This is a genomic window from Burkholderia sp. MBR-1 (genome assembly GCF_013822785.1).
Classification (GTDB): Bacteria; Pseudomonadota; Gammaproteobacteria; order Burkholderiales; family Burkholderiaceae; genus Burkholderia; species Burkholderia vietnamiensis.
The window spans coordinates 3,187,378-3,201,378 of record NZ_CP053609.1; the positions used below are offsets into that span (position 1 = coordinate 3,187,378).

Annotated in this window: 6 protein-coding genes, 1 tRNA gene and 3 rRNA genes; 1 reads left to right on the plus strand and 9 read right to left on the minus strand. The window is 58.8% G+C overall.

Annotated elements, in window-relative coordinates:
- Positions 1-7: 7 nt before the first annotated feature.
- Both mraZ and coq7 read right to left on the minus strand, forming a co-directional pair.
- A complete protein-coding gene (gene mraZ, locus MBR110_RS14730) occupies positions 8-436 on the minus strand; it encodes a division/cell wall cluster transcriptional repressor MraZ (RefSeq protein WP_014722386.1) in 429 nt (142 codons plus the stop codon).
- Between the two features lie 387 nt (positions 437-823).
- The gene (gene coq7, locus MBR110_RS14735; RefSeq protein WP_014722385.1) at positions 824-1,450 is read right to left on the minus strand and encodes a 2-polyprenyl-3-methyl-6-methoxy-1,4-benzoquinone monooxygenase; all 627 of its coding nucleotides are present in this window, start codon (positions 1,448-1,450) and stop codon (positions 824-826) included.
- 278 nt (positions 1,451-1,728) lie between these two features.
- On the opposite strand from coq7, the gene MBR110_RS14740 reads away from it, so the two are divergent.
- Positions 1,729-2,898: a porin gene (locus MBR110_RS14740; RefSeq protein ID WP_011883167.1), complete on the plus strand. Its 1,170-nt coding sequence runs from the start codon at positions 1,729-1,731 to the stop codon at positions 2,896-2,898.
- Between the two features lie 366 nt (positions 2,899-3,264).
- Here MBR110_RS14740 and MBR110_RS14745 read toward each other — a convergent pair whose 3' ends face one another.
- The 7 genes from MBR110_RS14745 to MBR110_RS14775 form a co-directional block, all read right to left on the minus strand.
- A complete protein-coding gene (locus MBR110_RS14745) occupies positions 3,265-4,938 on the minus strand; it encodes a long-chain fatty acid--CoA ligase (RefSeq protein WP_014722384.1) in 1,674 nt (557 codons plus the stop codon).
- Between the two features lie 136 nt (positions 4,939-5,074).
- Entirely contained in the window at positions 5,075-7,150 is a 2,076-nt protein-coding gene (locus MBR110_RS14750; RefSeq protein WP_059735978.1) for a molybdopterin-containing oxidoreductase family protein, read from the minus strand.
- 265 nt (positions 7,151-7,415) lie between these two features.
- Positions 7,416-7,528: ribosomal RNA gene (gene rrf, locus MBR110_RS14755) — 5S ribosomal RNA — on the minus strand.
- Between the two features lie 154 nt (positions 7,529-7,682).
- A 23S ribosomal RNA gene (locus MBR110_RS14760) occupies positions 7,683-10,562 on the minus strand.
- Positions 10,563-10,847: 285 nt separating this feature from the next.
- Positions 10,848-10,923, minus strand: a tRNA-Ala gene (locus MBR110_RS14765).
- A 178-nt stretch (positions 10,924-11,101) separates the two neighbouring features.
- Positions 11,102-12,633 (minus strand): 16S ribosomal RNA (locus MBR110_RS14770).
- Together the 16S, 23S and 5S rRNA genes with 1 tRNA gene alongside form the textbook arrangement of a ribosomal RNA operon.
- A 558-nt stretch (positions 12,634-13,191) precedes the next feature.
- Positions 13,192-13,968, minus strand: coding sequence for an enoyl-CoA hydratase (locus tag MBR110_RS14775; RefSeq protein WP_059607748.1), 777 nt, complete (start codon positions 13,966-13,968; stop codon positions 13,192-13,194).
- Positions 13,969-14,001 lie beyond the last annotated feature (33 nt).

The window sequence follows — 14,001 nt, forward strand, 5'->3', positions numbered from 1 at the left end:
ACCGCAATCAGAACGTGAAATTCTTCAGCGCGTCGGGCATGCCCTGCGCCACCGCTGCCTGCTCCTTCGCGATGTAGGTCTGCGAATCCCACAGCTCGAAGTGACTACCCATTCCCAACAACATGACTTCCTTTTCCAGTCCGGCTGCCATTCGCAGCTCGGGCGATACGAGAATCCGGCCCGCGCTGTCGAGATCGACGTCCATCGCGTTGCCGAGAAAAATACGGCGCCACCAATGGGCGTCCATCGGCAGCGCGGCGATCTTGGCGCGAAACACTTCCCATTCCGGGCGCGGAAACAGCAACAGGCAGCCGTCCGGGTGCTTGGTCACAGTCACCCGTCCTTCTGCCTGTCCTTGCAGCGCTTCGCGATAGCGGGCCGGCACCGACATCCGGCCTTTCGCATCGAGCGTCAGCGCCGACGCCCCTTGGAACACGTTCCGCTCTCCCGTTCAGGGCACCGAAGCACCCGCCCAACGCTCAAGAATTTAGCCCGAATGGCCCGCCAAATCACACAAAAATACACTTTCTCACACTGTCTCCCACTTTAGAGGAAGGGTTTGGCACGGTCAAGGGAGCGGCCCGCTTTTTTGACGAATTTTGTTATTCAGAACAAGGACTTACGCGCGGTTTCTCATGCGGCCCTGCAAACTAAAAATCGTTATAAATGAATGGGCTAGTGCAACTTGTGAAGGTGATACGTGAGAAAGGCGGGCCAGACTGGCGTGCGGGCGGGGCTTTCGGGGGCGGGAAAACGCGGAAAAAGCGGGCGGTATCGTCGGCGGTGAACCGGAGCCGCGTCGTGCGCGGCCCCGGCCCGAAGATCACAGATAGTACGCAGTGCTGGTCATGACTTTCGAGGCGGCGCGCATCAGCATCCGAGCAGGCAGCGGCAATTCCACTCCGCCGGCATCGGTCGCTGCCTTGCCGTGCTTCACCTCGTCGATGCGCATCTGATCGACGATCGCGCGCGACGCGGTGTCCGCGGCCGGAAGCTCGGACAGGTGGCCTTCGAGGTGATTCTCCACCTGGCGCTCGGTCTCGGCCATGAAGCCCAGGCTGACCTTGTCGCCGAGCGTGCCGGCAGCCACGCCGATCGCCAGCGCACCCGCATACCAGAGCGGATTCAACAGGCTCGGGCGCGAGTCGAGCTCCTTCAGGCGGTGCGCGGTCCATGCGAGATGGTCCTCTTCCTCGCGCGCGGCTTCCTCGAACATCGCCTTCGCGGAGGCGGTGCGCGCGGTGAACTTCTGCGCCTGATAGAGCGCCTGCGCACAAACCTCGCCGACGTGGTTCACACGCATCAGCCCGGCGGCGTGCGTGCGCTCCGCGGGCGTCAGTTCGGCAGCCGGCGGCTGCGCGGGCACCGGCACCGGCCGGCTCATCCGGCTAATGCCGGTCAGCGACCTGAGGCCACGGTCGAATTCGCTGATCAGTTCGTCCAACACCATCCTGTTCTCCTGTCTGCGTGTGCTGCCGCGGGCGGCAAAAGGCACGTGCTCCGCTGCGTAACCGACTTGATTATTCAGCGGAAATTGCGGTTAACCCGTGATTTTAACCATTGTTGCATAAAGGAAACATGGCGACCTTGAGCCACGGCATTTCGCTTTGTCGGAAAAAGTGGCTTTGCTACATTACGAGCGACTTCTTGCGAAGTTGAAGGGGCTCGTCGACACAACATAACTATCCGCCCCGCCAAAAAAATTCAGTGATTCTTGGAGATCCGTTAATGAAAAAGTCGCTTCTCGCGCTCGTCGCGCTGGGCGCGTTCGCTGGCGCAGCCCATGCGCAAAGCAGCGTGACCCTTTACGGCATCATCGATGAAGGCTTCATCTTCAACAACAACGCGAAGGGCGGCCATCTGTACGGTCTGGCCAGCGGCGTGATGCAAGGCAGCCGCTTCGGCCTGCGCGGCACCGAAGATCTGGGCGGCGGCCTGAAGGCGATCTTCGTGCTCGAAAATGGTTTCGACGTGAACTCCGGCAAGCTCGGTCAAGGCGGCCTGATGTTCGGTCGCCAGGCTTACGTCGGCCTGTCGAGCCAGTACGGCACGGTCACGCTGGGTCGCCAGTACGACTCCGTCGTCGACTTCGTCGGCCCGCTCGAGGCAGGCGACCAATGGGGCGGCTACATCGCCGCTCACCCGGGCGACCTCGACAACTTCAACAACGCTTACCGTGTGAACAACGCGGTCAAGTACACGAGCGCAAACTACGGCGGCTTCACGTTCGGCGGCTTGTACAGCTTCGGCGGCCAAGCCGGCCAGTTCTCGAAGAATCAGGTCTGGTCGCTCGGCGCGGGCTACAACAACGGCCCGCTGGTCCTGGGCGTCGGCTACCTGAACGCACGTACGCCGGCGAACTACGGCGGCATCTTCAACACCGGCTCGTCCGATCCGGCGGCAAGCGGCAAGCCGGTCGTCTCCTCGCCGGTTTACGGCACGTACGCGAACAGCGCGAACACGTACCAGGTCATCGGCGCGGGCGGTGCATACACGTTCGGCGCGGCAACGATCGGCGCGACGTACTCGAACACGAAGTTCAAGGGCTTCTCGGCCGGTCAATACACGAACCAGACCGCGACGTTCAACAACGGCGAACTCAACTTCAAGTACCAGTTGACCCCGGCGTTGATCCTCGGCGCCGCGTACGACTACACGCAAGGCAGCAAGATCGACGGCAACTCGGCGGCCAAGTATCACCAGGGCTCGCTGGGCGTCGACTACTTCCTGTCGAAGCGCACCGACGTCTACGTGATCGGCGTGTATCAACACGCGTCGGGCAACGTGCTCGATTCGAAGGGCAACGTCGTTCAGGCAACCGCCGCGATCAACGGCCTCGACGCGTCGAGCACCAGCAACCAGGTCGCAGCCCGCGTCGGCATCCGTCACAAGTTCTAATCAGCTTGCCTGACAAGCCGCAGTGTCTTGAAGGCGCCTTCGGGCGCCTTTTTCTTTTTCGGTTGGGCGCGGTCGGCGTGTGGCGCGCGCGGCGGCGCGGCGCGAGCGCTTGCGCCGGCTGTGCGCTGGCGACGCAGCGCCACGTGAACGCCGCCTTTACCGGCACCGAAGTTCACCGCGCGCCTGCCATTCGAAACGAAGCGGGTGCATGGAATGGTCGCGGCCGCGCCGGCGGCCACCGCCCTCGGAGTCGAACGACCATCGTGGCGACGGCCACGTCCCGACGATATCTGCAGCGCGACGCGTCGCCCGCCCAAAATTAAAAAGCCCGGCACAAGGCCGGGCTCGCAGGTTCGAACGTCGACGTTACGCGCGGCCGTCGCGCAGTTCGCGCCGCAGGATCTTTCCGACGTTCGTCTTCGGCAGTTCCGTGCGGAATTCGACCAGCTTCGGCCGCTTGTAGCCGGTGAGCCGCTCCTTGCAGTACGCGAGGATGTCCTTGTCGGTGAGCGCCGGGTCCTTCTTCACGACGAACAGCTTCACCGCTTCGCCCGAGTGTTCGTCCGGTACGCCGACGGCCGCCACCTCGAACACGCCCGGATGCGACGCCACCACGTCCTCGACCTCGTTCGGATACACGTTGAAGCCGGACACGAGGATCATGTCCTTCTTGCGATCGACGATCTTCACGTAACCGCGCGCGTCCATCACGCCGATGTCGCCGGTCTTGAAGAAGCCGTCGGGAAACATGACCTTCGCCGTTTCATCCGGACGGTTCCAGTAGCCGGCCATCACCTGCGGCCCGCGAATGCAGATCTCGCCCGGCTCGCCGAGCGCGACGTCGTTGCCCGCGTCGTCGCGAATCGCAATCTCGGTCGACGGCAGCGGCAAACCGATCGTCCCGCTGTATTCGGTGGCCGTCACCGGGTTGCAGGTCGCCACCGGCGACGTCTCCGACAGGCCATACCCTTCGACGATCGCCGTATGGGTTTTTTCGTACCAGCGCTTCGCGACGCCTTCCTGGATCGCCATCCCACCGCCGTTCGCGATCGCGAGCTTCGACAGGTCGAGCTGGCCGAAATCCGGATGGTTCAGCAGCGCGTTGTACAACGTGTTGACTGCCGGAATCGTCGAGATCTGGTAGCCCTTCAGCTCCTTGATCATGCCGCCGATGTCGCGCGGGTTCGGGATCAGGATGCCCATGCCGCCCGTGCGCATGGTCAGGAACCCGCAGACGGTCAGCGCAAACACGTGATAGAGCGGGAGCGCGACGACGGTGATGAACTGCTTCACGTCGGGGAATTTCTCATGCGCCGGATGGTGCCACGCGCCGGCTTGCAGCACGTTCGACACGATGTTGCGGTGCAGCAGCGTCGCGCCCTTCGCGACCCCGGTGGTGCCGCCCGTGTACTGGAGGAACGCGACGTCGTCCGGCGCGAGCTTCGGCGGTTTGAAGGTCTGCCGTGCGCCCTCCGACAGCGCGGCGTTGAAGCGCGTATACGACGGCAATTGCCACGGCGGCACCATCTTCTTTACGCGCCGCACGACATAGTTGACGAGCCAGCCCTTGATGCCCAGCAGGTCGCCCATCGATGCGACGACGACGTGCTTGATCCCGGTGTTGGCGATCACGGCCTGAAGCGTCGACGCGAAGTTCTCGAGAATGACGATCGCCTCTGCGCCGCTGTCCTTCAGCTGATGCTCGAGCTCGCGCGGCGTATAGAGCGGGTTGACGTTGACGACCGTATAGCCGGCGCGAAGCACCGCGACGATCGCCACCGGGTATTGCAGCACGTTCGGCATCATCAACGCGACGCGCGCGCCGCGCTTCAGCCCGCGCGACTGCAGCCACGCGCCGAAATGTCGCGACAGCGCATCGAGTTCGCCGTACGTGATGCGCTTGCCCATGCAGACGAACGCGCTGCGATCACGATACTGGCGGAAGCTCTCGTCGAGCAGATCCGGGATGGATGGGTAGGGGGACGCGTCAATTTCGGCTGGAACGCCGGGTGGGTACGATTTCAGCCAAATTTTTTCCATGCCGCGCGTCTCCTCACTGATTTTCGAATGGTCGTGCTAAAACGCATCGTAGCGGCTCGCCCGTCCCGAGACAACAGGGTTAGATACCCACTTCCAACTTTCGATTGAATTCGTCAGATCATATCGCGATGTTCGGTCAAATCCGTTCTACTTCTACCAGGCAATCGTAAAACGTCGCCGAATTGCCGAGATCGGTCAGCGCCTGACTCGTCACTTCATTTGCGTTTCGGCCGTCCGCGGACAACTTCTTCCACCAGATCGACAAGCCCACGACCAGCCCCGCGCGCGCACGATCCGTGACCCTCGCGACGGCCTGCATCGAGCCGCGGTCGTTGAAGATTCGCACCATGTCGCCATCGCCGATGCCGCGCGACTCGGCGTCCGCCGGATGGATGTCGAGGTGCGGCTCGCCTTCCGTACTGCGCAGGCTCTCGACGTTGACGAACGTGCTGTTCAGGAAGTGGCGGGCCGGCGGCGAAATCATCGCGAGCGGGTAACGCGCGGCCAGTTCCGGCGACGCCTCGGCCGACTCGTACGGCGGCAGATAATCCGGCACCGGATCCAGGCCCATTTGCTCGAGTCGCGCGCTGTGGAACTCGCATTTTCCGGACGGCGTGCGGAAGCCGCCGTTTGCAAACGGCGCATCCGCGAGCTTGAGCTTCACCCAGCCCGCGTGCTTCAAGGTGTTCCAGTCGCTATCGAGCGTCGGGTCATCCCAGCGGAGCGCCGCCTGAGCGACTTCTTCGTCGCTGTGATAGAGCGCCGGCTCGTCGAGCCCCATGCTGCGCGCGATGCCGCGGAAAATCTCCGTGTTCGGCCGCGCCTCGCCGACCGGCGGGATCGCGGGCAGGTTCGCCATCACGTAGGTGTGACCATACGATTTGTGGATGTCGAGATGCTCGAGTTGCGTCGTCGCAGGCAGCACAATGTCGGCGAAATCGACGGTATCCGTCTGGAAGTGCTCGAGAACGACTGTGAACAGGTCCTCGCGCGCGAACCCCGCCGCTACCTTCGACGAGTCCGGCGCGACGGCCACCGGATTCGAGTTGTAGACGATCACCGCTTCCACCTTCGGCCCGAAGGCATCGTCGCCCGGATGCAGCAACGCGTCGCCGATCGCGTTCATGTTGATGATGCGCGGCAACTTGTGCGGCCAGCCGGGGATGAGATCCGGGCGCAGCAAGGCGGCATGATCGATCGGCGCGAATTCCGACGACGACAGCAACAGCCCGCCGGCCCGATCGCGCCATGCGCCCGTGAGTCCGGGCAGGGATGCGATTGCACGCACTGCATTGCCGCCGCCGCGCACGCGCTGCATGCCGTAATTGAGGCGAATCGATGCCTTGCGCGTCGCGCCGTAGCGGCGCGCGAGTTCGATCAGTTCCGACGCGTCGATCCCGCAAATTCGGGCGACGCGTTCGGGCGGATAGGACAGCGCTCGCGCCTTCAGCGCCTCGAAGCCGACCGTATGGTTCGCGATGTAGTCGTGATCGACCAGGTTCTCGGTAATCAGCACATGCATCATGCCCAAGGCGAACGCGCCGTCGGTGCCCGGCTTCAGCGCGATGTGCTGATGACACTTCTCCGCGGTCAACGAGCGATACGGATCGATCGCGACCAGGCGTGCCCCGCGGCGCTTGGCTTCCTGCGCACGTGTCCAGAAATGCAGACTCGACGCAATTGGATTGGCGCCCCAGATGAGGATCAGCTCGCTTTCCTCGAAATGTTCGAGGTGCATGCCGATGTTTCCGCCATACGTGTAGCGCAGCCCTGCCGCGCCGGCCGCCGCGCAGATTGTGCGCTCGAGCCGCGACGCGCCGATTTTGTGGAAGAACCGTTGAGCAATGCCTTCGCCCTGCACGAGGCCCATCGTTCCCGCATAGCTGTACGGCAGGATCGACTCCGGCGAGCGCGCGGCGATATCGCCCAAGCGGCGGCCGATCTCGTCGAACGCTTCGTTCCAGGTGATCGGCGCAAAACGCCCTTCCCCCTTCGCACCGATGCGCTTGAGCGGAACGGTCAGACGGTCAGGATGATGAACACGATCGGCATATCGGCTGACTTTCGTGCACAGCACGCCTTGGGTCGGCGGATGCTCGGGGTCGCCGGTGACCTTGATTGCCTTGCCGTTTTCGACGGTTACGCGCATCGCGCATGTGTCGGGACAATCGTGCGGGCAAACGGCCCGAGCTATCTGGGTAGCTCCGTTCATCGTTCTGGATCCTGCATCGGGGGAGATTGGCAGATTCTACGTGGACGCCCTTGATCAGGCTTCACTTCATCCGAATTTCCTGATTGTCCGTCGGAAATTGGGAAGGGGGATGGAATTTTGTTGGTATGGGATAGGGCTTCGGTACTGATCTAGATCACGGCGTTACACCACTGAAATGATGGCTTTAGTCGCGGTGAGATCGTATTTTCAGAGCCACAAATGCAAAAACCCCCGCCTTTCGGGCGGGGGTTCCTGGCTTAGGGGAGCCTGACGATTACCTACTTTCACACGGGAATCCGCACTATCATCGGCGTAGAGTCGTTTCACGGTCCTGTTCGGGATGGGAAGGGGTGGGACCGACTCGCTATGGTCATCAGGCAAAGAGGGTTGTTCTGCTGGCGTGGCCAACAGAACCAATCTTGGAAGAAGCAGTAATTTAGGTTGTGTGTATCACACACGAGAATCCAACATGTCGCTCCGGATCGCGGCCAGTGCTTTCGCACGGCGCCGATCTACAAGGCAGACTTGTTATAGGATCAAGCCTTACGGGCAATTAGTATCAGTTAGCTGAACGCATTACTGCGCTTACACACCTGACCTATCAACGTCCTGGTCTCGAACGACCCTTCAAGGGGATCTAGTCCCCAGGGATATCTCATCTTAAGGCGAGTTTCCCGCTTAGATGCTTTCAGCGGTTATCTCTTCCGAACATAGCTACCCGGCGATGCCACTGGCGTGACAACCGGTACACCAGAGGTTCGTCCACTCCGGTCCTCTCGTACTAGGAGCAGCCCCCTTCAAATATCCAACGCCCACGGCAGATAGGGACCAAACTGTCTCACGACGTTTTAAACCCAGCTCACGTACCTCTTTAAATGGCGAACAGCCATACCCTTGGGACCGGCTACAGCCCCAGGATGAGATGAGCCGACATCGAGGTGCCAAACACCGCCGTCGATATGAACTCTTGGGCGGTATCAGCCTGTTATCCCCAGAGTACCTTTTATCCGTTGAGCGATGGCCCTTCCATACAGAACCACCGGATCACTATGACCTGCTTTCGCACCTGCTCGACTTGTCGGTCTCGCAGTTAAGCACGCTTATGCCATTGCACTATCAGCACGATTTCCGACCGTACCTAGCGTACCTTCGTACTCCTCCGTTACGCTTTGGGAGGAGACCGCCCCAGTCAAACTGCCTACCATGCACTGTCCCCGACCCGGATCACGGGCCAAGGTTAGAACCTCAAACAAACCAGGGTGGTATTTCAAGGACGGCTCCACCGAAACTAGCGTTCCGGTTTCATAGCCTCCCACCTATCCTACACAGATCGGTTCAAAGTCCAATGCAAAGCTACAGTAAAGGTTCATGGGGTCTTTCCGTCTAGCCGCGGGTAGATTGCATCATCACAAACACTTCAACTTCGCTGAGTCTCGGGAGGAGACAGTGTGGCCATCGTTACGCCATTCGTGCAGGTCGGAACTTACCCGACAAGGAATTTCGCTACCTTAGGACCGTTATAGTTACGGCCGCCGTTTACCGGGACTTCAATCAAGAGCTTGCACCCCATCATTTAATCTTCCGGCACCGGGCAGGCGTCACACCCTATACGTCCACTTTCGTGTTTGCAGAGTGCTGTGTTTTTATTAAACAGTCGCAGCCACCAGTTTATTGCAACCCCTTCACCCTCCTGGCGCAGGCCAGTCAAGCTACAAGGGCGTACCTTATCCCGAAGTTACGGTACCAATTTGCCGAGTTCCTTCTCCCGAGTTCTCTCAAGCGCCTTAGAATACTCATCTCGCCCACCTGTGTCGGTTTGCGGTACGGTCATCGTTAGACTGAAGCTTAGAGGCTTTTCTTGGAACCACTTCCAATTGCTTCGCTCCCGAAGGAGCTCGCGCCACACCCTTGAATTACGCACCCGGATTTGCCTAAGTGCCTTCTCCAATGCAGCGACCGGGACTTCCAACACCCGGACAACCTTCCGCGATCCGTCCCCCCATCGCATCTAACAATGGTGCAGGAATATTGACCTGCTTCCCATCAGCTACGCATTTCTGCCTCGCCTTAGGGGCCGACTCACCCTACGCCGATGAACGTTGCGTAGGAAACCTTGGGCTTACGGCGAGGGGGCCTTTCACCCCCTTTATCGCTACTCATGTCAGCATTCGCACTTCCGATACCTCCAGCACCCTTTACAAGGCACCTTCGCAGGCTTACGGAACGCTCTCCTACCATGCGAGCAAAGCTCGCATCCGCAGCTTCGGTATATAGCTTAGCCCCGTTACATCTTCCGCGCAGGACGACTCGATCAGTGAGCTATTACGCTTTCTTTAAAGGGTGGCTGCTTCTAAGCCAACCTCCTGACTGTTTTAGCCTTCCCACTTCGTTTCCCACTTAGCTATATTTGGGGACCTTAGCTGGCGGTCTGGGTTGTTTCCCTCTTGACACCGGACGTTAGCACCCGATGTCTGTCTCCCGTGATTGCACTCTTCGGTATTCGGAGTTTGCTATGGCGGGGTAATCTGCAATAGACCCCCCAACCATGACAGTGCTCTACCCCGAAGGTGAGACACGAGGCACTACCTAAATAGTTTTCGGAGAGAACCAGCTATTTCCAGGTTTGTTTAGCCTTTCACCCCTATCCACAGCTCATCCCCTAACTTTTCAACGTTAGTGGGTTCGGACCTCCAGTACGTGTTACCGCACCTTCATCCTGGCCATGGATAGATCACCTGGTTTCGGGTCTACGCCCAGCAACTGAACGCCCTATTCGGACTCGCTTTCGCTACGCCTGCCCTATACGGTTAAGCTTGCTACTGAACGTAAGTCGCTGACCCATTATACAAAAGGTACGCCGTCACCCCTTACGAGGCTCCGACTGTTTGTATGCATGCGGTTTCAGGATCTATTTCACTCCCCTCCCGGGGTTCTTTTCGCCTTTCCCTCACGGTACTGGTTCACTATCGGTCGATCACGAGTATTTAGCCTTGGAGGATGGTCCCCCCATCTTCAGACAGGATTTCACGTGTCCCGCCCTACTTGTCGCACACCTAGTTCTTTCATACTGTTTTCGCCTACAGGGCTATCACCTGCTATGGCCGCACTTTCCAGAGCGTTCGGCTAACAATACAAATAAAGAGTGCAAGGCTCATCCCATTTCGCTCGCCACTACTTTGGGAATCTCGGTTGATTTCTTTTCCTGCGGTTACTTAGATGTTTCAGTTCACCGCGTTCGCTTCTCTGGACCTATTATTCAGTCCAGGATGACCCAAAAGGGCCGGGTTTCCCCATTCGGACATCTACGGATCAAAGCTCGTTTGCCAGCTCCCCGTAGCTTTTCGCAGGCTACCGCGTCCTTCATCGCCTGTGATCGCCAAGGCATCCACCACATGCACTTGTTCGCTTGACCCTATAACGAGTCTGTCTCATCGACAGTCGCTACAGGTTGAGTTCTCGCGTTGTGCCGTATTCCAATTAGAGCCGAACATGAAGTTCGAATCATCTTGAGATACATCGATACAATCACAACCCGGATAGTTTTCACGTCCATCTCAAGACGCTTCCGCTATCCAAATTACTTACTTCTTCCAGATTGTTAAAGAACGACAGCCGATATGGTGTTACTCATATCACCCTGACTGGCTCAATCGCCAATGACAAAAGCTCGACGCGTCGAACGCTTGTCATTGAGGATTGGTGGAGGCAGACGGGATCGAACCGACGACCCCCTGCTTGCAAAGCAGGTGCTCTCCCAGCTGAGCTATGCCCCCATGAGTACAGATGCCTCAGGGTGTTACCGCCAGACAAATTGTGGTTCTGGTTGATTCGAACAAACGACCCCCGCCTTATCAAGACGGTGCTCTAACCGACTGAGCTACAGACCCCTGAGTCTGTCTTTAAATTTACAGCCGATAAGCGTGAGCGCTCAATTTTGCGAGATAGCTCTGGAAAGGAGGTGATCCAGCCGCACCTTCCGATACGGCTACCTTGTTACGACTTCACCCCAGTCATGAATCCTACCGTGGTGACCGTCCTCCTTGCGGTTAGACTAGCCACTTCTGGTAAAACCCACTCCCATGGTGTGACGGGCGGTGTGTACAAGACCCGGGAACGTATTCACCGCGGCATGCTGATCCGCGATTACTAGCGATTCCAGCTTCATGCACTCGAGTTGCAGAGTGCAATCCGGACTACGATCGGTTTTCTGGGATTAGCTCCCCCTCGCGGGTTGGCAACCCTCTGTTCCGACCATTGTATGACGTGTGAAGCCCTACCCATAAGGGCCATGAGGACTTGACGTCATCCCCACCTTCCTCCGGTTTGTCACCGGCAGTCTCCTTAGAGTGCTCTTGCGTAGCAACTAAGGACAAGGGTTGCGCTCGTTGCGGGACTTAACCCAACATCTCACGACACGAGCTGACGACAGCCATGCAGCACCTGTGCGCCGGTTCTCTTTCGAGCACTCCCGAATCTCTTCAGGATTCCGACCATGTCAAGGGTAGGTAAGGTTTTTCGCGTTGCATCGAATTAATCCACATCATCCACCGCTTGTGCGGGTCCCCGTCAATTCCTTTGAGTTTTAATCTTGCGACCGTACTCCCCAGGCGGTCAACTTCACGCGTTAGCTACGTTACTAAGGAAATGAATCCCCAACAACTAGTTGACATCGTTTAGGGCGTGGACTACCAGGGTATCTAATCCTGTTTGCTCCCCACGCTTTCGTGCATGAGCGTCAGTATTGGCCCAGGGGGCTGCCTTCGCCATCGGTATTCCTCCACATCTCTACGCATTTCACTGCTACACGTGGAATTCTACCCCCCTCTGCCATACTCTAGCCTGCCAGTCACCAATGCAGTTCCCAGGTTGAGCCGGGGATTTCACATCGGTCTTAGCAAACCGCCTGCGCACGCTTTACGCCCAGTAATTCCGATTAACGCTTGCACCCTACGTATTACCGCGGCTGCTGGCACGTAGTTAGCCGGTGCTTATTCTTCCGGTACCGTCATCCCCCGACTGTATTAGAGCCAAGGATTTCTTTCCGGACAAAAGTGCTTTACAACCCGAAGGCCTTCTTCACACACGCGGCATTGCTGGATCAGGCTTTCGCCCATTGTCCAAAATTCCCCACTGCTGCCTCCCGTAGGAGTCTGGGCCGTGTCTCAGTCCCAGTGTGGCTGGTCGTCCTCTCAGACCAGCTACTGATCGTCGCCTTGGTAGGCCTTTACCCCACCAACTAGCTAATCAGCCATCGGCCAACCCTATAGCGCGAGGCCCGAAGGTCCCCCGCTTTCATCCATAGATCGTATGCGGTATTAATCCGGCTTTCGCCGGGCTATCCCCCACTACAGGACATGTTCCGATGTATTACTCACCCGTTCGCCACTCGCCACCAGGTGCAAGCACCCGTGCTGCCGTTCGACTTGCATGTGTAAGGCATGCCGCCAGCGTTCAATCTGAGCCAGGATCAAACTCTTCAGTTTAAACCTGTTACTGTTTTCGGTTCCGTTAAGAACCGGTCGCTCACTCAAAGCTGACAGGTATATGAATCACTTCATAAACCTGACTTACTTTAGTGTGAGACTCTTGATACTTTCGCTTTCTGATCCGAAGATCAGCCCGCTTCCATCAAGCGCCCACACTTATCGGCTGTTAATTTTTAAAGAGCATTTCTGCGAGGAACTTCGTGTTTCTCAGCAGCGCTGCGTTTTCAGCAGCAGAGAAGCGAGATTATGAACCGTCTTTCTTCACTCGTCAACAACTTTTTGAACTGCTTCGCTGCGACGGTGAGGGGTTCAGCTTCGTGTGCGTTCGGGTCACTACAACCACCCCAACCGCACCGCTTCCCTTCTTCTCCCGCGCCGCGTTTCCGGTAGCGCGAAAGAGGCGTGATTCTATGCACCCGCCTCTCGCAATGCAACCCCTTTGTGAAAATATTTTGAAAAAGCCCCGCACGCTGCCGCGTGCGGGGCTTCAGGTCGACACGTCGGATACCCCTGATTGCGATCGTTCGGCAGCGCGTCGCGCTGCCGTCGCCCGAATCAGCGGTTCTTGAATACCGGCTTCCGCTTCTCGACGAATGCCGCCATCCCTTCCTTCTGATCTTCCGTCGCAAACAGCGAATGGAACAGGCGGCGCTCGAAGTGGACGCCCTCGGCCAGCGTCGTCTCGTACGCGCGATTCACCGACTCCTTCACCATCATGACTGCCGGCAGCGAAAACTCGGCGATCGTCGTCGCAGCCGCAACCGCTTCGTCGAGGAGTTTGTCGGCCGGCAGCACACGCGACACGAGCCCGGCGCGCTCGGCTTCGGCCGCATCCATGAAACGTGCAGTCAGGCACATGTCCATGGCCTTCGCCTTCGAGACCGCGCGCGGCAGACGCTGCGTGCCGCCGGCGCCAGGCATCACGCCCAGCTTGATCTCCGGCTGGCCGAACTTGGCCGTATCGGCCGCGAAGATGATGTCGCACATCATCGCGAGTTCGCAGCCGCCACCGAGCGCAAACCCCGCCACGGCCGCAATGATCGGCTTGCGGATCTCGCGGACAGTCTCCCAGTTACGCGTGATGTAGTCGCCGCGGTACACATCCATATAGGAATAGGTGGCCATCATGCCGATGTCGGCGCCGGCCGCGAACGCCTTCTCGCTGCCCGTCACGACGATCGCGCCGATTTCGTCGTCTGCGTCGAACGCCTTCAGCGCCGCACCCAACTCATCCATCAACGCATCGTTCAGCGCATTGAGCGCCTTCGGACGGTTGAGCGTGACCAATCCGACTCGCCCTCGGGTCTCCACCAGGATGTTCTCGTAAGACATCTATTTCTCCTCGATCAATGAAATGAGAAACGC

What these genes read in the sequence shown, in the direction of transcription:
- coq7 (WP_014722385.1), bottom strand. Translation starts at nt 1,450, where the DNA reads ATGGTGTTGGACGAACTGATCAGCGAATTCGACCGTGGCCTCAGGTCG.
- MBR110_RS14740 (WP_011883167.1), top strand. Translation starts at nt 1,729, where the DNA reads ATGAAAAAGTCGCTTCTCGCGCTCGTCGCGCTGGGCGCGTTCGCTGGC.
- MBR110_RS14745 (WP_014722384.1), bottom strand. Translation starts at nt 4,938, where the DNA reads ATGGAAAAAATTTGGCTGAAATCGTACCCACCCGGCGTTCCAGCCGAA.
- MBR110_RS14750 (WP_059735978.1), bottom strand. Translation starts at nt 7,150, where the DNA reads ATGAACGGAGCTACCCAGATAGCTCGGGCCGTTTGCCCGCACGATTGT.
- MBR110_RS14775 (WP_059607748.1), bottom strand. Translation starts at nt 13,968, where the DNA reads ATGTCTTACGAGAACATCCTGGTGGAGACCCGAGGGCGAGTCGGATTG.